Annotated in this window: 17 protein-coding genes and 1 tRNA gene; 7 read left to right on the top strand and 11 right to left on the bottom strand. The window is 62.1% G+C overall.

Going from position 1 to position 17,738, the window contains the following annotated elements; genetic code table 11:
- The 4 genes from HRF45_12210 to HRF45_12195 all read left to right on the top strand — a co-directional run.
- The coding region (locus HRF45_12210) for a hypothetical protein (protein MEP0767285.1) at positions 1-645 on the top strand (645 nt) is incomplete at its 5' end.
- 63 nt (positions 646-708) lie between these two features.
- The gene (locus tag HRF45_12205; GenBank protein MEP0767284.1) at positions 709-2,172 is read left to right on the top strand and encodes a C40 family peptidase; all 1,464 of its coding nucleotides are present in this window, start codon (positions 709-711) and stop codon (positions 2,170-2,172) included.
- Between the two features lie 88 nt (positions 2,173-2,260).
- Positions 2,261-2,521, top strand: coding sequence for a hypothetical protein (locus tag HRF45_12200; protein MEP0767283.1), 261 nt, complete (start codon positions 2,261-2,263; stop codon positions 2,519-2,521).
- Between the two features lie 10 nt (positions 2,522-2,531).
- A tRNA-Glu gene (locus HRF45_12195) sits at positions 2,532-2,607 on the top strand.
- Positions 2,608-2,738: 131 nt separating this feature from the next.
- Here HRF45_12195 and HRF45_12190 read toward each other — a convergent pair.
- On the bottom strand, positions 2,739-3,416 hold the full coding sequence (locus tag HRF45_12190; GenBank protein MEP0767282.1) for a prepilin-type N-terminal cleavage/methylation domain-containing protein: 678 nt from the start codon (positions 3,414-3,416) through the stop codon (positions 2,739-2,741).
- 284 nt (positions 3,417-3,700) lie between these two features.
- Here HRF45_12190 and HRF45_12185 point away from each other — a divergent pair, with 284 nt between their 5' ends.
- Positions 3,701-5,134, top strand: coding sequence for an aldehyde dehydrogenase family protein (locus HRF45_12185; GenBank protein MEP0767281.1), 1,434 nt, complete (start codon positions 3,701-3,703; stop codon positions 5,132-5,134).
- Here HRF45_12185 and HRF45_12180 read toward each other — a convergent pair.
- From HRF45_12180 to HRF45_12155, 6 genes are all read right to left on the bottom strand, one after another.
- Positions 5,131-5,829: a hypothetical protein gene (locus HRF45_12180; GenBank protein MEP0767280.1), complete on the bottom strand. Its 699-nt coding sequence runs from the start codon at positions 5,827-5,829 to the stop codon at positions 5,131-5,133. The genes HRF45_12185 and HRF45_12180 overlap by 4 nt on opposite strands.
- Before the next feature lie 87 nt (positions 5,830-5,916).
- The gene (locus tag HRF45_12175) at positions 5,917-6,243 is read right to left on the bottom strand and encodes a hypothetical protein (protein MEP0767279.1); all 327 of its coding nucleotides are present in this window, start codon (positions 6,241-6,243) and stop codon (positions 5,917-5,919) included.
- A 175-nt stretch (positions 6,244-6,418) separates the two neighbouring features.
- Positions 6,419-7,120, bottom strand: a complete 702-nt coding sequence (locus HRF45_12170) for a PEP-CTERM sorting domain-containing protein (GenBank protein ID MEP0767278.1) — start codon at positions 7,118-7,120, stop codon at positions 6,419-6,421.
- 246 nt (positions 7,121-7,366) lie between these two features.
- Positions 7,367-7,837, bottom strand: a complete 471-nt coding sequence (locus tag HRF45_12165; protein MEP0767277.1) for a PEP-CTERM sorting domain-containing protein — start codon at positions 7,835-7,837, stop codon at positions 7,367-7,369.
- A gap of 332 nt (positions 7,838-8,169) precedes the next feature.
- Entirely contained in the window at positions 8,170-8,847 is a 678-nt protein-coding gene (locus HRF45_12160; protein MEP0767276.1) for a PEP-CTERM sorting domain-containing protein, read from the bottom strand.
- Between the two features lie 240 nt (positions 8,848-9,087).
- Positions 9,088-9,753: a hypothetical protein gene (locus tag HRF45_12155; protein ID MEP0767275.1), complete on the bottom strand. Its 666-nt coding sequence runs from the start codon at positions 9,751-9,753 to the stop codon at positions 9,088-9,090.
- 281 nt (positions 9,754-10,034) lie between these two features.
- On the opposite strand from HRF45_12155, the gene HRF45_12150 reads away from it, so the two are divergent.
- Positions 10,035-10,946 carry a PEP-CTERM sorting domain-containing protein gene (locus tag HRF45_12150; protein ID MEP0767274.1) on the top strand — a complete coding sequence of 304 codons (912 nt, stop codon included), beginning with the start codon at positions 10,035-10,037 and terminating at the stop codon, positions 10,944-10,946.
- A gap of 71 nt (positions 10,947-11,017) precedes the next feature.
- Here HRF45_12150 and HRF45_12145 read toward each other — a convergent pair whose 3' ends face one another.
- The 3 genes from HRF45_12145 to HRF45_12135 all read right to left on the bottom strand — a co-directional run bounded on the left by HRF45_12145 (position 11,018) and on the right by HRF45_12135 (position 15,024).
- Positions 11,018-13,081 (bottom strand): hypothetical protein, encoded by a 2,064-nt coding sequence (locus tag HRF45_12145; GenBank protein ID MEP0767273.1) that lies wholly within the window; start codon positions 13,079-13,081, stop codon positions 11,018-11,020.
- Positions 13,082-13,172: 91 nt separating this feature from the next.
- Complete coding sequence (locus HRF45_12140) at positions 13,173-13,787, bottom strand: PilZ domain-containing protein (GenBank protein ID MEP0767272.1); 615 nt, start codon at positions 13,785-13,787, stop codon at positions 13,173-13,175.
- A gap of 73 nt (positions 13,788-13,860) precedes the next feature.
- Positions 13,861-15,024 carry a CofH family radical SAM protein gene (locus tag HRF45_12135; protein ID MEP0767271.1) on the bottom strand — a complete coding sequence of 388 codons (1,164 nt, stop codon included), beginning with the start codon at positions 15,022-15,024 and terminating at the stop codon, positions 13,861-13,863.
- 371 nt (positions 15,025-15,395) lie between these two features.
- Here HRF45_12135 and HRF45_12130 point away from each other — a divergent pair, with 371 nt between their 5' ends.
- Complete coding sequence (locus HRF45_12130; GenBank protein ID MEP0767270.1) at positions 15,396-15,728, top strand: hypothetical protein; 333 nt, start codon at positions 15,396-15,398, stop codon at positions 15,726-15,728.
- On the opposite strand, the gene lepA is transcribed toward HRF45_12130, so the two are convergent.
- Positions 15,729-17,531 (bottom strand): elongation factor 4, encoded by a 1,803-nt coding sequence (gene lepA, locus HRF45_12125; protein MEP0767269.1) that lies wholly within the window; start codon positions 17,529-17,531, stop codon positions 15,729-15,731.
- Between the last annotated feature and the right edge of the window lie 207 nt (positions 17,532-17,738).

The raw sequence follows: 17,738 nt of genomic DNA, 5'->3' as shown, positions 1-17,738 counted from the left end.
GAACTGGACATCCCGGCCTTCGTGTACGCTCACACGGCGCCTCCGGGCTCCGACCTGCACGAGTTCGACGGACTCACTGCGTACGGTTCAGGGCTCTATCTCGGCGACTGGCTTCTCCTCGCCCCGGCCGCTCTGGGACAACATCAGACTGAGCTGCACGACTCGCTTCGTGAGCGGATCCTGGCCGGTGCGGAGTGGTGTGAGGTGTTCGTCGGCCACCCGTGCGTGCTGAGGACCGTGGAGTTCTGGGACGGAGTGAACTTTGCCCAAGGCGCGAATCCGCCCCCGAACCAGTGGCGTGCGGCAGGCCAACGCCCGGAGAGCGAGTACCGAACGATGCTGGGCAACCTGAGGTGGGCGCTCGGGCGCCTGGCCCAGGTGCCGGGCATCCGATTCGCGACGATTGATGAAATGAACGCCCTTGCGAAGGACGCAAAGAGGGAAGCGCTGTCCGACGGCGAACTACAGAAATTGCAGGCAATTGTGCGGGGTCGGCTGATGGCCATGAAGAACTGGCCGATCCACCGACAGAACCTAGATGTAAGCAAGATTGCGGAACTGACTCTTGAACGGCTGGGCACCATCCAAAGGCTGACGGGCCTGGCCGGACAGCCCGAGGTTGACATTACGGTTAGCAACGGGTAAAGTGTGCGCTGGTCTGAGGTTAGACCAGACCCACGGGCAACTACACCAGGGAAGGAGGCGCCTATGCCTACCCGATTCACCAGTGTAGCCACCGCGCTGCTCTGTTTTTTGTGTTGCGCCTTCGCGGACAAGAGGGATACGGCTAGAGAAGGGATCGCTCGGCAGAGTGTGGCCCACCCCTTCCCCCTCGATTCGCGGGCGCTCTTGACCTACAATCCGCTTCAGGGCCAGTTTTCGAGTGGCCCCGCTTCCGGTTCCAAGGCTCCAGCCCAGTCGATCTACAAGGTTCGGCCGGGTGACAACGATGTTCTCATCGCCAAGCGTCTCGGCGTGACCGGGCACGCTCTTCGTGCAGCCAACCCGGGAGTGGTCTGGACACGGCTGAAAATAGGTGCCACGCTGAAGGTGCCCGGTACTCCGGTCACCGCTGTGAAGGCATCGGCCACGAAGTGCATTCTCAATCTGCCGCCGCTTCGTCCACCAATGCGGCCAAAGCTAGTCAAAAGCCCGCTCGTGCGTTACGTCGTGCGAGAGGGAGATAACGATTGGAACATCGCAGACCACCTAGCAGTCCGCGTGAGCGACCTTCACCGACTGAACCCCGGCGCCAACTTCGCGCGGCTGAAACCGGGAGACGTTCTGTATGCTCCTGGACCCGGGCGTATTCTCCCCACCCGGCTCGTGGATCTCCCTGCGCTATCGCCGCCGAGACCGAATGGTCCTGGTGTCTCCAACTGGGCAATGCTCGACGCAGACCGAGTAGGCGTTCGCGTGGCACCGAGCAACTCCGCGAAGCGCATCACGCTGGTAGACAAGTTCACCACCGCGAAGGTGATTGCGGCGGCGGACGGTTGGTATCGGCTCCGCTTCCAGCACGGCACGACGGGTTGGGTGCGAGGTGATATGCTCGTTGCTTCCGAGATGCCCACCTGGGCCGTGTCGCGACCGGCGCCGCGGACCCGATACTATGCTTCTTCCACCCGACCGTCGGTTTCCTACCGACGCAGCTACGCGTCCCGGCCACCGCGCTACAGCGCTGACTATCGGCGTCCGGGCACTACGGGCAACTCGGTCGTGGACTATGCAGCAAAGTTCCAGGGAGTTCGCTACCGGTATGGAGGCGAATCGACGGCTGGCTTCGACTGCTCGGGGTTCACGCGGTACGTGTACAAGCTGCATGGCGTTAGCCTGCCACACAATGCAGCGGCACAGTCTAGGACTGGCAAGGCGGTATCCAAGGACCAGATCAAGCCGGGCGACCTAGTGTTCTTCAAATCGGCTCGCGGCGGCTCTCGCATCGGGCATGCAGGCATTGCGATCGGCGGTGGAAAGTTCATTCACGCGTCCAGCGGCAAGGGTCGCGTGCGGATAGACTCGTACACCAGCGGCCATTACAGCAGCCGCTTTGCCGGTGCAAGGACCTTCCAAGGCGGCTCCACCGCATCGAAATCCAAGCCAGCAGAGACGAAGCCGAAGGGCCCGGAGCCGAAGGAACCGGAACAAAAGCAGTCTTCGTCTGAGGAGTAGGTCGGCCCCTCGGCGCGCTCCTGCGGTGCATACTCCCCCCGCGCCCCGGAAGGCGTGGGGTACATTGTGTGCGCCGCAAGGGGGCTGGATGGAGCAAGACGTTGGCTTCGACTTTGATCTGCACCGTGTGCGCGCCGTAGTCGAGGTGCGTAGCCCCGCAGCGGCAAACGAGTTGCTCGCGTCCGGATGGCTTCTGCACGACGTGTACGTGTCGCAGGACATGCGAAGCAACTACATCCTGCTCCGGACCGAGGACGTCACCTGTCGGCGGTGCGGAGGTCCGGCTCGTGTGGAGGTGTCGGTGGACGGCGAGTCTTTCCGATACATCTGCCAGCGTGAGTGCTCGTAGTAGTAGATGTGGCCCGGTCGTCTAGTGGTTAGGACGTCGCCCTTTCAAGGCGAAGGTCGCGGGTTCGAGTCCCGTCCGGGCTACCAAACCTTCTGCCTGGATTTCGCCTTGCCCGCTCGCCCGTAACGCTGAATCGGCAAGACAGAATGCCCCCGGGGATGATCCCGAGGGCATTCGCTTCGGCTTCCGGCGACTGAGCGTCGGAGCGGAACGCGCCTTACTTCAGCGGCGGGCAGAACATGAACACGCCGTCATCCCAGCGAGCTAGGTTCCACTGGTGCCCCGTCGTGCTGTGCGGCAGTTTCTTGGTGTGTCCATCCAAGAAGCCAGAGTTGGCCTTGCCGGCGTGCTTGCTGCTGGTCCGGTCTATGTAGATGAACGCCGGGTCGTTGATGTCCCAGTTGTAGTTCGGGTCCTCCCAGTAGGTCCTCTCTTCCACGAAGGTCGGCGTTCGCGCGGGCTCCTGGAAGCTGCTGAACTTCCGGCCCGGTCGCTCCGGCCAGGTCTGTGCAGGCGTCTGGCCGACGAGGAAGGCGTTGTAGGTGTAGCTGTAGGTGCCCTTACCGCTCACGCCCGCACGCGTCCGCTTATCCATCGGACACAAGAAGACCTCCCGGCTCTTGATGTAGGCATAGCCGCCGCCAGCCTTCACGTCCTGGTCAGCGCCCTGGACCAGGTGGTAGAAGCGGTAGTCGGGTAGCTTGTCGTTGTAGTCCGTGATGTAAATGTACAACGCCTTGCCGAGCTGATTGACGTTGCTCATACACTGCGTATCGCGGGCCTGCTGGCGTGCCTGCGCGAACACGGGGAACAGGATCGCCGCCAGAATCGAGATGATCGCAATCACGACGAGCAACTCGATGAGCGTGAAGCCACGCTTGGCAGTCGGTATCATGTGTTTGCTCCTTCTAAGCGTCCGGTGACCACCCGGTAATCGAGGAAAACCGATGAGATGATGGCTCGATCCAATTGACGCGATGTTCATTGTACAGTATCGGCGCCAAATCCGGGACTTCACTACTTACCGGATGATCCCATTTGTTAAGACGAAGTTACCCATGCATTCGGTTTTGCCTGCCGGTGCAGAAGTTCACGAAAAGGTTCCGGCAGCCTATCGGTCGAACCTGAAACGCACGTAACCAGTTTTTGCCAAAAGCCCCAGACAAGAGGGACCTCCCCATGATATCACAGCTCTCATCGTTCCTCCCGGCCATTGGGCCGAATGAAGTCGCAACCCTGGCGGTTCGGGCGCCTTACGATGGCTCCTCCCTGGCCGAGACCCAGATCCTCACCGGTGACGGCACGTTCCGAGCGCTTGGTCTCGCGGTGTCCGCCGGAAGACGGAAGCCCCCGGAGCCGCCCATCTACGAGCGTGCCCGTATCCTTCGAGAGGTCGCGGCCCGGATCGAGCAGGAGCGGGATGACCTTGCGCTCCTCATCGCTCGAGAGGGCGGTAAACCACTGCGAGACGCTCTGGTCGAGGTGTCGCGGGCGGCCCTCTCGACGAGGCTCGCCGCAGAGGAGGCCTTGCGACTGCACGGGGAGGAAATTCCTATGACCGCCTCGGCAGCTGCAGAGGGCCGGATGGCTTTCACTATTCGGGAGCCTATCGGCGTTGTTCTAGCAATCAGTGCATTCAACCATCCGCTGAACCTTATCGCACATCAGGTCGCCCCGGCCGTCGCGGTCGGCTGCCCCGTGCTGGTAAAGCCCGACCTACGCACCCCGCTCTCGTGCCTTCGGTATGTGCGAATGCTCCACGATGCGGGGTTGCCGCCCGAATGGGCCCTCCCGATTCCCTGCGAGAACGACGTGGCGGAGCAGATTGCGTCTTCGCCCGAGATCGCGTTCCTGAGTTTCATCGGTAGTGCGAAGGTAGGGTGGTACCTGCGGTCCAAGTTAGCTCCCGGCGTGCGCTGTGCTCTGGAGCACGGCGGAGCGGCTCCCGTGATCGTGGATGAGACCGCCGGCCTCGATCTCGTGGTGCCCGCGTTGCTGAAGGGCGGCTTCTACCATGCCGGACAGGTCTGCGTCAGCGTGCAGCGAGTTTTCGTGCACCGCGCCGTATTCGAAGAGGCCGTTGCCAGGCTTGCCGCCGGGGCCGAGGCGCTGAACGTCGGCGACCCCGCCGATCCGAACACCGACGTCGGGCCGCTCATACTCAAGCGCGAGGTGGACCGCGTTCACGAGTGGGTCACTGAGGCAATTGCTGCAGGCGCCCGCCTCGCCGCCGGAGGTCACGCCGTCGGCGCGCAGTGCTACGCCCCCACGGTACTGGCAAACCCACCACTCGACAGCCGTGTGATGACGGAGGAGGTTTTCGGCCCGGTGATCTGTGTGGTGGAGTACGACGATATGAATGAAGCCGTCGAGATGGCCAATTCCGTGCGGTGGAAGTTCCAGGCTGCGGTGTTCACGCGAGACATCGGTTCGGCACTGCGCGCGGCAAGAGGGTTGGATGCGTCCGCGGTGATGGTCAACGACCACACCGCATTCCGAGTTGATTGGATGCCCTTTGGGGGGCGCGCCGAATCGGGGCTAGGAATCGGCGGCATCCGCTACTCGATGCGCGATCTGACTCAGGAGAAGCTGATCGTCCTGCGCGAGACTTAGCCGTCGCCCATCTTGGCGAAGTTGGTGAGGACGAGGTTGAGGTCCTGCAGGTCCGCCACGCCGCTTCCGTCCAGGTCGGCATTCGGGTCTAGGTTAGTTGCGAATACCACGAGGATCCGTGCTAGGTCCGCGAGGCCGACAAGGTCATCCCCGTCTGCATCGCCGTTGAACGGGATCGAAAAGTTCACGGTCGTGCCGTTTGCCCCGAGGTCCACGTCGCGCTCTCGGACGCTAAGCCAGTGAGACGGCTTCACAACCACATCCACGATGCCCTGAGCCTCCACGGCCGCCCAGTAGTTGCCGAGCGCATCGAGCTGCGTCTCCACCTCGTCCACGCGCGACGGTCCAGCATACACGCTCAGAGTGATCGGGATGCCAGCGGGCGACGGGCTGTACTGGCCGAGCTGCACGTTTCCACTCAACTCGCGCGAGAGGCCAAGGGACCATGCGGCGATGTTGTTCGCCAGCCGACGGTTCTCGGGGTACGGGTTCAGATACTCGTCGGTGAACATCGTGATGTCGCCGATGACTAGCACACGACCAAGGCCGGTCTCTGGCGTGTTTTCGACCAGAGCCGCGAGGAGCTTGTCGTTGGGATCGTTGATCAGAGCGATGTGAGGGCCTTGGACGGCGAGCTGCGCGTTCTGGCCCACCTCGACGGTCGTCAGCCCTGCGGTTATCAGATGTCGGGTCAAGACCTGACCCGTCCCCGGCAACGTCGTCGGTCCTAAGTACACCTTGAAGGGGTTGACCAGACGATTGTAGCCGATGGTGCTACCGTGTCACCCGCACTCCCCGGTTACCACGAGGGTACCGCCTGCTTGCACCCACGCGACAACCGCCGCCACTTCGTCGTCAGAGGGAACCTGGTTGATAAACTCACTGGTGAAGAAGACGGTTACACCCGACAGGTACGAAGCTGTGAGTGTCCCGGTCGTCGTGATGGGGGCCCCTCGGCTGAGGAAGCACTCGCGCATCCCGGAAAGCCAGTCTCCCGATGCCAGGTTCATGTCCTCAGTCAGCAGCCTCGTGTTGTCGAAGGTGCCGACGACTTGCGCTTGGACGCCAACGGCAAGTGCCGAGAGCAACAGAGCGAGTATTCGTTTCAAGGCGGTGGTCCCTCGTTTCGGTAACGGCGAGTGATCGCTCGCTTCAGTGTAACACGGGCTTCGCCGAATCGCGACCCGTCAATAAGACAGTCCCGATGGCCTCTTCCCAAGAAAACGAGCGTGGGGACGCTCGAGTGCCATCCCCACGCCGTTGATGCTTGTACGCAGCGTGAAACTACTTGCGTCGGCGAAGGCCGAGCAAGCCAACGAGACCCACCCCGAGTGCGGCAAGCGTGCCTGGCTCCGGAACCATATAAATCGCGGCCCCGAAGTTGGCCACCGGGTTCCCACCGAACCAATACAGACCCAGCGTGTCGACATCGAGGAACACGTCATGGCTGGAGCCGACGGTGGGAGGATTGTAGATGGACCAGCCGGCCTGACCGGGGCTATCCGACGCAAAGAAGTCGATGCCCATCCAAATGTCCGCCGGGGCAGAGAACTCGAAGCCTGAGCCGGATAGGTCCACTGTAATGATCCAGCCGCCGTCGCCAGGGAGGCCGGTGACTACCAGCGACTGCAGCGAGGGGCCAAAGGTACCGTCTGCAGGATCGTTTGCCCAGAACTGAACGGGCACCCGAGTCAGTGCGGTCCCGCCAGCAGGATCGTAGTAGATGAACGTGAACCCGTTCACCAACCCAGACTGGGTCATGTGCAGATCGTCGGCAGGCCAACGCTGGGCCGAGCCACCGGTGTAGTAGAAGCCGGTGCTCGTGGTGGTGTTGTCGTACGCGGTGACCGGGCCATATGCGGCACTCACGCCAGAGCCGAGATGAATAGTCATCTGCTGGAACTGCACACCGTCCGGGATCTGAAAGACGTCAGCGAAGCTCATCACGCAGGCGGCGATGGCAACTAGAGTCAAAGAGATGCGCATTCTGCCTAACTCCTTTAGTCTGAAACATGGTTGGCCATCCACAGCAAAGCAGTAAGGTCCATCCACCTCAGGGGAGCATAGCAACGCAGCAACCACATTCTACCACAGAACCCGAATTCGCGCAAGATCGCCGTGTAGAGGCAGCGATTTCAGGTAGGCCTGCTTGGTTTGCCTGGAGGGGGTGCGAGAGTGGCTGAGCGGGGCCGCAGCTGCGGCCCCGCTCAGCAATACGCAAGAGGTCTGCCGTCACTTGCGTCGGCGAAGGCCGAGCAAGCCAACGAGACCCGCACCCACAGCCGTCACGGTTCCCGGCTCGGGGGCCATGGCGATCTCCGTATGGAAGTTCACCACTGGGTTGCCACCGAACCGGTACCACGCGCCATCGGTCCAGCTATAGAAGTCGTCGGTGCTGGCTCCGACCGAGGGCGGATCAGCGAGAAGCCATCCGGCCTCCGGGCTGTCCGAGCTATTGAAACCAAGGGACATCGGGATGAGGTTCGGAGCGCTGAACTCGAACCCGCCGGTGAGGTCTATGCTGACGATCCGAACGCCGTCACCGGGCAGTCCGCTGATGGTGTACCCAGTAATATGGTTGCCGTTGGCCATGTCGTTGAACCAGACGTCAACGGTGCTCTGGGCTTTGCCGCCGGCCGGTTCGTAGTAGCCCAGGTCCGTGGTGTTCGAGTAGACGATGTCCGGGCCATGCGCCCACGCCACCCGCGAGCGAGATTTTGAACTGACCGACTGGGCCGCTAAAGGTCTTGTAAGTGGCCAACGACTGGCCGAAGCTGACGGAACAAGCGGTCCATGCGGCGGCGATCACTAGCGTTCGCAGGTCGAGTATCTCCTTTGTCCGAGACATGAGTCGTCACCCCCAACCGTATTCGAGAGGCCATCTGGGCAAGGCACCCGCTGGGAGGCAGACCCCGGGCCAGTCCGCGGCCATGGATCCGCATGCCGGAAAGCAGGGGTTCTTCTGGCCGGCAGCAATCGGAGAGGGCCGCCCAGAGCGGCCCTCTCCATGAGATCCGGTAACGAACCGAGTCAGACTACTTCCTGCGGCGAAGGGCCAGTAGCCCGAGGCCAGTAGCAAGTGCGGCAATCGTGCCGGGTTCGGGGATCATTGCGATCTCCGCGCAGAAGTTGGCAACAACCGGGGGACCGCCGAACCAGTACCAGCCTGGCGTCTCGGGTGCCCAGATGTAGAACATGTCCTGGCTTGACCCGATCGTCGGCGGGTCATATATCAGCCAGCCGGCCTCGGGGCTGTTGGAGGAGTAAAAGCCGACGGACATGAGGATCCAGTCCGGCGAATAGAACTCGAATCCGGTGAGGTCCACGGAAACGATCCACGCGCCGTCTCCCGGTAGACCACTGATCGTGTAGCCGGTGATGTAAGAGCCGTCGTACAGGTTGTTGAACCAGACGTCGACCGAGGTCAACGCGGTGCCCCCTTCCGGGTCGTAGTATCCGAACGCAAACCCGTTGACGGTCCCGGGCCCAGTCATTAGAAGGTCATCGCCGCAGTCCCGGCCAGGAAAGTAGTAACCCAAGGCGTTGACCAAGTTCGAGTACGAGATGATCGGGCCGTAGGATTCAGTCCCAGCACCCCCCAGAGAGACGTTGAACTGCCCAATGGGCCCGTTGAAAGTCGAGTACGAAGCGAGCGACTGGCCGAATGCGAAAGACGCCGCAGCCAGTGCCGCGATAACCATTGAAGTTCGCATTCTTCAATCTCCTTTGTCATGAAAGGTCAGCCTCAAAGGCTCAACCAGTCCATCCAGACAAGGAGCGGAATGCACTGAAGCACCCCTATTATAACATGAGCTTCGCTTCGGCGCAAGATATAGCTAGTCAAAATGTATCTGCCGATGGGGCGTAAGCATGAGATCGGACACCTAGCCGTACTAAGGGAGAAGTGGGCAATCCCGCACGCAGGTCGAGGAGGAGTGAGACCCAACCCGGCGCTACTTCACTCGGCGACGCATCGAGGCTGTGAGCGGGAGCAAGCCGGCAAGGAGAATTGCGCATGCGCCGGGCTCCGGAACCACGTACACCTTGGAGTAGAAGTTCGCCGCGGGGCCGCCCCCGAAGTTGAACTCCGACCCGTCAATGCGAAACAGGTCGGAGCTGTTCCCGACTACTGGGCCGTCTGCGAGAAGCCACATGGCGGTCGAGTTGCTGAACACGATCTCCATCTCGATGTCCCGCGGGGCCACGAACTCGTACCCCGTTCCCCGAAGGTCGGCCCCCGCAATGAAGGCCGCCGAAGCCTCCGACTGAAGACCGGAGAAGCCGAACTCGGCGAGAAGGGCCCGCCCCGTTCCCATGTCGCCGTAGAATCTTACTAGTGCGTCCACCCCGAAACCGGTGCGCGAGTCGTAGTATGCAAACTCGAATCCAGTAACGAGACCCGCCGCGGCAAGCTGGATATCGTCACAGATGCCGACCTCGGCCCCGGCAGCATAGCCCAGATGGAGCGCGTCTCCGCTGGAATATCCAGCCACCAGCCCAGGAGCCATCCATGGACCGGGGTACAGGTTATCGTACGGGGCGGCGTTCGGCGTGACAACGGTCTGCGAGTGCACTGCGGCGCTCAGGAGCATGGACAGGAATAGGAACCGGTTGCGCATCTTCTTTCTCCCCTAGGCGTCCTTCCCGACGACCTGGCCTAGCTCCTGCAAACCTCGTGCCATCCGGCAACCGCCAATTCCAGGCGTTCGCCAGCAATCCCACACGCTCTATGTAACGCGCTTGCCGATTACCCGAAAGCATGTTAGAATGAAGTGAGAGTGCGCGCGTTCGTGCGAGGGTGCGTGCTTCCTTGTAAGTGCCTTTTCTTCTCGTGCACGCTCCGCTTCATAGGGATGGACACCCGGCCTCCTGGCGGCCGGACAGCGAAAAGGAGAACAACATGTCCAAATTCCTTAGCGCCTTGGCAGGTGCACTAGCCCTCAGCGTGTCCGCGCTTGCCCAGGGCATGCTTCTGGTGCCTGACTCCACTGCCGACGTCGTGCACGGGTTCGACCCATACGATGGTATCTACGTCGGCGTAGTGATACCGTTCTACTCAGGGTTCTCGACACCCATCAACGCCATCGACAGTACACGCGGAACCATCTATGTCAGCGACCAAGTCGCTGATGCGATCTACGAGTTCGACTACTCGGGCAACTACATTCGGACCATCACCAACTTGGCGAGCAGCGGGGTTGACAACATTCGGGGCATCGCGATTCGAGACGGATACCTGTACGTGACCAACGGTTCTGGCACCTGGAACAACACCATCCAGCGTTTCGATCTGGACGGCGGTAGCCAGAGTACCTTTGCCTCGACGAACCTCAGCAGCCCCTTCGACGTGTATTTCCGCGAGAATGACGTTCTCGTCAGCAACAGCTCGAGCGACGACATCGAGTGGTTCGACCTCGCGGGCGGGTATCTCGGGAAGTTCGTAGACTCCACGGGGGCCGGTAACGTCAACTTCCCGGAACAGATCGCTCGCAGGGCCAACGGCAACGTGCTGGTGGCGGGCTTTAGCCCGGCTATCGGCATTTACGAGTACGACTCCGAGGGCGTCTTGCTCAATTTCTACGCGTTCGGTAATGGCAACCGAGGCGTCTACGAGCTAGGTAATGGTGACATCATGTTCACCGATGGTAACGGTGTCTATCGCATTGACAGTGTCACCGGCAGCCTGGTGACACTGAAGACGGGAGGAAGCTTCCGCTTCATCGAGTGGGCGCCGGTGCCTGAGCCGAGCGCGCTTGCGGGGCTGAGCTTCGCGTTCCTCGGCGTCGTGACGATGCTGCGGAGGCGCAGATAGCTCCATTTTCATCTTGAGAGTCGTGGCCTCGGCGACTGCCGGGGCCACATGTCTATGAGCGAAGGCGCACCCTACGACAGCAGCGGCTCCAGGTACATCTGAGCGGTCTCCGCCATCCGGCGGAACCATGCGCCATCGGGTGAAAGCAGGGGCAACCACCAGGCCGAAGGACGATGGTTGGTGTGAATCAGCCCCTCGACTGTCAAAACCGCATTCCTCACCATGCGCAACCGAGCAAGGTCCGCCTCGCGCTCGATGGCACGCCTTGCCTCACGAACCGCGCGAGCCTCCAAAGAACCGAACGCTGCTCGACGACGGGTGCGGGCGTCCGCAATCGCCGCTCTTACTTCCCGCATCCGCGAGCGCAGCAGCGCCAGACGAACGTCGAACTCCGCGGCCCGCCGTTCCTCCTCGGTCCTTATCTCTGCGTCAACCGCCTCGCCCTCCGCGAGTCGATCGAGCAGCGGTCTCATGCGTGCGCGGAAGTCCTCACCCTTTTTCCGCTCTAGTTCGGCGTATTCCCGTTTGGAGGCGCGAAGCTCTGCAAAGAGTGCCGCGACCTGCTCGCGCGAGGCCGAGTCCTGTTCCTCCAGCACTCGCACCTGGGACAGCAGGCGCTCGTAGTCCTGCTGCAACACGTCCCATCTTCCACGACACCGCCTCTGCAGCAGCGCCATCAGGTCTCGCGGCCGGTGAATGGTTGCCAGCTCGTCGAGCAGGGCCCGTTGCTCCCCGACGACGGCACGCCAACGCTGTGCGAATGAGGGACCCTGGATCTCGTCCTGTCCGAAGGCGTTGGCCAGGTGTTCCGGCAGACGAATCCAGGTCTGCGTCGCGCTTAGCGACGACCACGTCTCGTACCGAATGCGCAGAATAGGGTGTTGCTCGATGGGGATTCCCGAGGCTCGCAACAGGTCGTTCATTCTCCTCGTCCGCGACACGTACATCGAGCCTTCCTCGTGAAACACGAACAGAAACTCGGCGGATAGCATCGCTACGAGCGTGACTGCCTTGCCTACTACCGGCACCGGTCCCCCGAAAGCCTCGGAGAGCCGGACCGCCAGTTCCGCGGCAGAACGGATCGGCGCCCGCAGGCTGAAGAACATCGGCTGCGGCGTCATGATCACGATGTACTTGTCGGTCAGCCGTAGGGTCCCCCGGCCACGTCCGGGGACGATCACGTCGAAGGGTAGGGCGCCTGGGCCGAAGCGCTCCAGACCGTACATGGCCGCACCTTCGAGCGCGTCGTTGTAGGCCTTTTCGCAGATAGGTCGCGTCTCTGGTTGCAGAAACAGGTCCAGTAGGCGAAACCGGGGCAGATGTGCGGTGTCGGCATCGAGGCGGAGGAGCTCCGAGGTGGCGACCATCCTAACGTTCTCTGGCCCGTAGCGCAATAGCTGAGCGTACATCCGGCGCAGGCACCACCCGTACAAATCTCGCAGCGTCGAGTCGGGGTTCTCGACGCAGAACTCGTGCACGCAGCCCATCAAGTCATCGGCGAACCGCTGAGCCTCAGCGCGATGCTCGGGACACGGTAGGCAGGAAAGCGTGTTCTCGATGCCCCAGCGCAGTAGCGATTCGATCGCAGTGCCAATCTCGCGTAGAGGAATCTCTCCGGCCACGCGATGGTCATCGCCCACCTTTGCTAGCCCGCGCCACCCCCAAGCTTCCGTCTTCTGCTCCAACAGCGCGTCGCGTCCACCCGGATAGTCACGGGCAATGCGGTCGAACGCAACACCGTGCTCGAGGTAGAGGTCCCTCGAAACGACGGTCTCGCAGCCGAAGAGCTGAGATATCTCCCCCGCAGCAGTCCAAAGGTCCCTGGTCGAGCCGTCATTCTTTGGGAGGAGACGGTATCCGTCACCGGCTCCGGCGTGCCCAGGCAGCTTGGAAAAGTAGTCGGTGTCGTGGACGCCGAGCAGCATCTGAATCGGCATTCCGTGGTCGTCCAGCGCGCGCCGCAAAATGGCCTTGATCGGCTCGTCCCAGAAGACCGTCTGTCCCAGCGTGAGCAGCCTGGTGTCGGGGTACGCAGTGGCGATGTGGGCAAGCGTCTCGCAGACGCTCGATGTGTATTCGAGTGGCTCGACTGCGGCCGATGGATTGCCAGACTGCGCTGGATCGGAGGAATTCATGCTTCAAACTACTACGAGGCCCTACGGCGTGCGTTCGCACACGCAGCCAAAGGCCCGTGTTACCGAGTATGGTACCCGTCTCCGGAAGAGGCTAAGCAGCAGCCTGTCTGAGCCTTAGCAGGAACCGTCGAAGGGTGCCGGCAGAGTCGCCGATCAGGTCCACGAACTCCAGAGCGAAGATGCCTTCCTCGACGATTCGAGTGCAGATGGACAACGCGCGGATGGACGGCTCGTCCGGTGCCGGAATCGTAAGATGGTAAAGGCAGCCCACCGTGGGGGCTATCTCGGCGGCGACCCGCGCTCCGTGCTGGGAAAGGTCCACGAGTCGTGCGTCTCGGCTGCCAACCTCCATGCCGCCTTCGATCCCCGCGACGAACGACAGCGAGCAAGGTGTGTCAGCAGCAGGGAGCCGCTCCGATCGCCGCCTCTCCAAGTTCTCCTGGCCGAGAACCTTTACCTCACACACCACGGCGTCGCCACGGACCACCCACTCGACCACTTCGCAACCCAGCTTGTGGTGCATCCCTTCCAGCCTATACAGGACGGACACCTGGGCGCCCCGTCTCAGCGGAGGCGTGGCCCCGACCAGGCGCAAGGTCAGTGGCTCGGTGCGAGCGACCCCGCCGGGGAATACCTGTCCCGGAGCGGCATCGTGAGCGAGCAACAGAACTTCTTGACCCTGGCGGGGGTAGTCGGTGCGAAGCATAGCAGTCCTCCCGAGATGGGCCAAGGGCCCTCATCAAGATTCTCGGATGCAGCGGGAGGCTTCCCTAGCGTCGTCAGCCCGCTACCACCCGTAGCGGCGACCTTGCTGCGGAGCTCTCTAGCTCCTGGGGATCGAGGGGAATCTCCCGGTATAGGCTGTCCCGCTCGACCGGGGTCCGCCCGGCTTCCCGGATGATGTCCATCATGCGCCGAACGGTCAGCGCTTGCTGCTTTTCACCGGGCGCGTCGTCCGCATAGGTGATCTCGTACTCATGGACCGTACCGTCGAGATCGTCTGCACCGTACCACTGGGCGACTTGGGACACCGCGGGCGTGTTCATGATCCAGAACGACTTGATGTGCGCAAAGTTGTCCAGCAGCAGACGGGAGACGGCGATGTTGCGCAGGTCCTGCTCGCCCGTCGTGTGCGGCAGGTGCTCCAGCTCCGTGCCCTCCGGGTGGAAGGCGAGAGGGGTGATGGCGAGGAAGTGCCCGGTCTCGTCCTGTAGGTCCCTCAGTTGGAGCAGGTGTTCGACCCGCTCCTCGTCGGTTTCGATGTGTCCGTAAAGCATGGTAGCGTACTGCGGCAGTCCGGCTCGGGCAGCCGCCCGCGCCACATCCTTCCACTCTTCGCCATCTAGCTTGCGGTGGAACAGTTCTTGGTGAACCCGTTCACTGAGGACCTCGATACCGCCGCCTGGAAGGCTGTCTAGTCCGGCTTCCTTCAGGTCGGCCAGCGTTTCGTCTACGGTCTTCTTGCCCACGCGTGCAATCTCGACGATCTCGACGGCGGTGAAGGCCTTGACGTGCACACCCGGCCTGGCCTCCTTCACGGCTCGGAGCAGGTCTAGGTAGTAGTCGTAGGGTAGTCGCGGGTTCACGCCGCCCACCATGTGAACCTCCGTGATGGGGGCGTGGCTATAGCGCTTCAGCCGCTCGCACACCTGCTCGGGGCTCAACGTGTAGGGGGCCGGGCCGCCCTTCTTGGCATAGAAGGAGCAGAATTTGCAGAACTTGTTACAGACGTTGGTGTAGTTGACGTGGTGGTTGCGGATGAAGAAGGTCCTATCGCCGTGCAGGCGTTCGCGCACCGCGTTGGCGAGCAGCCCGACACCCGTGAGGTCCTTCGTGCGGTACAGCAGCAGCCCGTCCGCGAAGCCGAGTCGCTGTCCGCTGCGCACCTTGTCACACAGCGGCCTTAGGTCCGGTGCGACGAGCCTCTCGAGTTCCATCCCCATTCCCCCGACTGCGCAGTGTACCCACCCGACATCTGCTTTCCGACCAGGCCCTGGCAGCGTGGTTCCGGCGTCCCGCCGGTTCCGATACTCATCGCCGGGACGGCGATGCCACGGTTTCGATACTCATCGCCGGGACGGCGATGCCACGCACATCGCCGGGACGGCGATGCCACGGTTCCAGCCTCATCGCCGGGACGGCGATGCCACAGCGCAGATCCTACGGGGCTCCCGCCGGACAGAGCGGCCCGGGCAATCCCCGTAGTGCCAGGAGATGGGATCAGGCACCCTCGAGGCTCCGACCGAGGTATAGATACAAGAGGCGTCCAGGTGGGAGGTCCGACCTGGACAGCATGTTATCTGGGGGACAGAGTATGAGCATCATTCGCAACGGGCTCGTCGTGCTCGTCTGTTGCATGGCCGTCGCCGCGGTTGCCCGTATAGGGTACGTCAAACTGTTTCATGACACGTACAAGCCGACCGGAGAACTCGCCAAGCTGAAGTGCGAGGTCTGTCATGTGGGCAAGACCAACAAGCTGAATCCTTACGGTCAGGCGCAGGCCGACGCCATGAAGAAGGCCAAAGCTAAGACCCTCACGGCTGAAATCCTGAAGTCCCTCGACAAGCTGGACTCGGACAAGGACGGCATGTCCAACATTGACGAGATCAAGACGGGTCGGAACCCGGGCGTGCCGGACAAGAAGTAGCTACTCGTCGAGCTGCAGCACACTGAGAAAGGCTTCTTGGGGTACCTCGACGGCCCCAATGCTCTTCATCCGCTTCTTACCCTCCTTCTGCTTCTCTAGTAGCTTGCGCTTGCGCGTGATGTCCCCGCCGTAGCACTTGGCTGTCACGTGCTTTCGGAAGGGTTTGACAGACTCCGCAGCAATCACCTTCGCCCCGATGGCCGCTTGGATGCGCACCTCGAACTGCTGCCTCGGCACCACCTTGCGCAGCCGCTCCACCATCGCCCTAGCACGTGTATATGCCTTGTCGGCGTGGGTGATGAAAGACAAGGCGTCCACCGGCTCCTGATTGAGCAGGATGTTCACCTTCACCATCTTGCTCGGCTCGTATCCTGCGAACTCGTAGTCTAAGCTCGCGTATCCCTTCGTTCGGCTTTTCAGCGCGTCGAAGAAGTCCATCAAGATCTCCGCGAGTGGCAGCTTGTAGTGGAGCAACGTGCGGTTGTGGCTGGGGTACTCCATTTTGATGAAGGCGCCTCGCCGCTCCTGAGCCAGCTTCATCACGGCACCGACGAAGTCGCTCGGGACGATGATCGTGGCGTCCACCACCGGCTCTTCGATGCGTTCGATGTAGTGCGCTTCCGGCATCTCGGCTGGGTTAGATACCTCCCGCCACTCGCCGTTGGTCATGTGAACGCGATAGTTCACGGTTGGAGAAGTCAGGATGAGGTCCAGGCCGAACTCGCGCTCCAGTCGCTCTCGGGCGATATCCATGTGGAGCAGGCCGAGGAAGCCGCAGCGGAAACCGAAGCCGAGCGCCTCCGAGGTCTCCGGCTCGTAGTGGATGGAGGCGTCGTTCAGGTGCAGCTTCTCGATAGCGTCCCTCAGGTCCTCGTAGCTCTCCCCGTCGGTGGGGTAGAGGCCGCAGAACACCATCGGTTGCGCCCTGCGATATCCGGGCAGCGCTTCGGAGGCGGGATGCAGAGCGTCGGTCACGGTGTCACCGACATTGGCCTCGCCAATCTCCTTCATCGCGGCGGTCAGGAACCCGACTTGGCCCGTCGTCAGCTCCTGTGCCAGTTCCATCTTCGGACGGAACACGCCGACCTGGTGGACTTCATACACGGAGCGCGTCGCCATCATCTTGATTTTCTGATTGCGGCGGATTGCGCCATCCACCACGCGGATGTATGCCACAGCTCCCTGATAGCTGTCGAAGTGGCTGTCGAAGATGAGTGCGCGAAGAGGCTTGTCCGGGTGGCCGAAGGGCGGCGGGATGCGGTGCACGACCGCTTCCAGAACTTCGTCCACGCCTTCACCGGTTTTTGCGCTGATCAGGATGGCGTCCGAAGCGTCGATGGCCAGAGCGTGCTCGATCTCCTCCTTGGTGCGCTCCACGTCGGCAACCGGAAGATCGATCTTGTTGATGACGGGGATGATCTCGAGGTTGTTCGACATCGCCATGGAGGCGTTGGCGATGGTCTGCGCCTCGACGCCTTGCGTCGCATCCACCACCAGCAGCGCGCCCTCGCAGGCGGCAAGGCTGCGGCTCACTTCATAGGTGAAGTCCACGTGGCCCGGGGTGTCTATCAGGTTGAAGCTGTAGGTCTCGCCGTCCTTAGCGGTGTATGGCAACGAGACCGCGGTCATCTTGATGGTGATGCCGCGTTCGCGCTCGAGGTCCATCTGATCCAGCATCTGCTCCTGCGCCTCGCCACGCACCACGCCGGTCTTCTCTAGGATTCGGTCAGCGAGAGTGGACTTGCCGTGGTCTATGTGAGCGATGATGCAGAAGTTGCGGATTCTCGACTGGTCGGCGGTCATTGGTCAGGCGGATTCTAGCCGACACCGCCCCCCAACTGCCAGAAAGGACCTTGCTCTGTGGCATCGCCGTCCCGGCGATGTGTTTGGGCCGTGGCATCGCCGTCCCGGCGATGTGTTTTGGGCCGTGGCATCGCCGTCTCGGCGATGGGTTCGGGACTGTGGCATCGCCGTCCCAGCGATGTGTTTTGGGCCGTGGCATCGCCGTCT

The organism is Fimbriimonadia bacterium, from assembly GCA_039961735.1.
Taxonomy (GTDB): domain Bacteria; phylum Armatimonadota; class Fimbriimonadia; order Fimbriimonadales; family JABRVX01; genus JABRVX01.
This window is presented reverse-complemented; position numbering and strand designations above follow the sequence as displayed.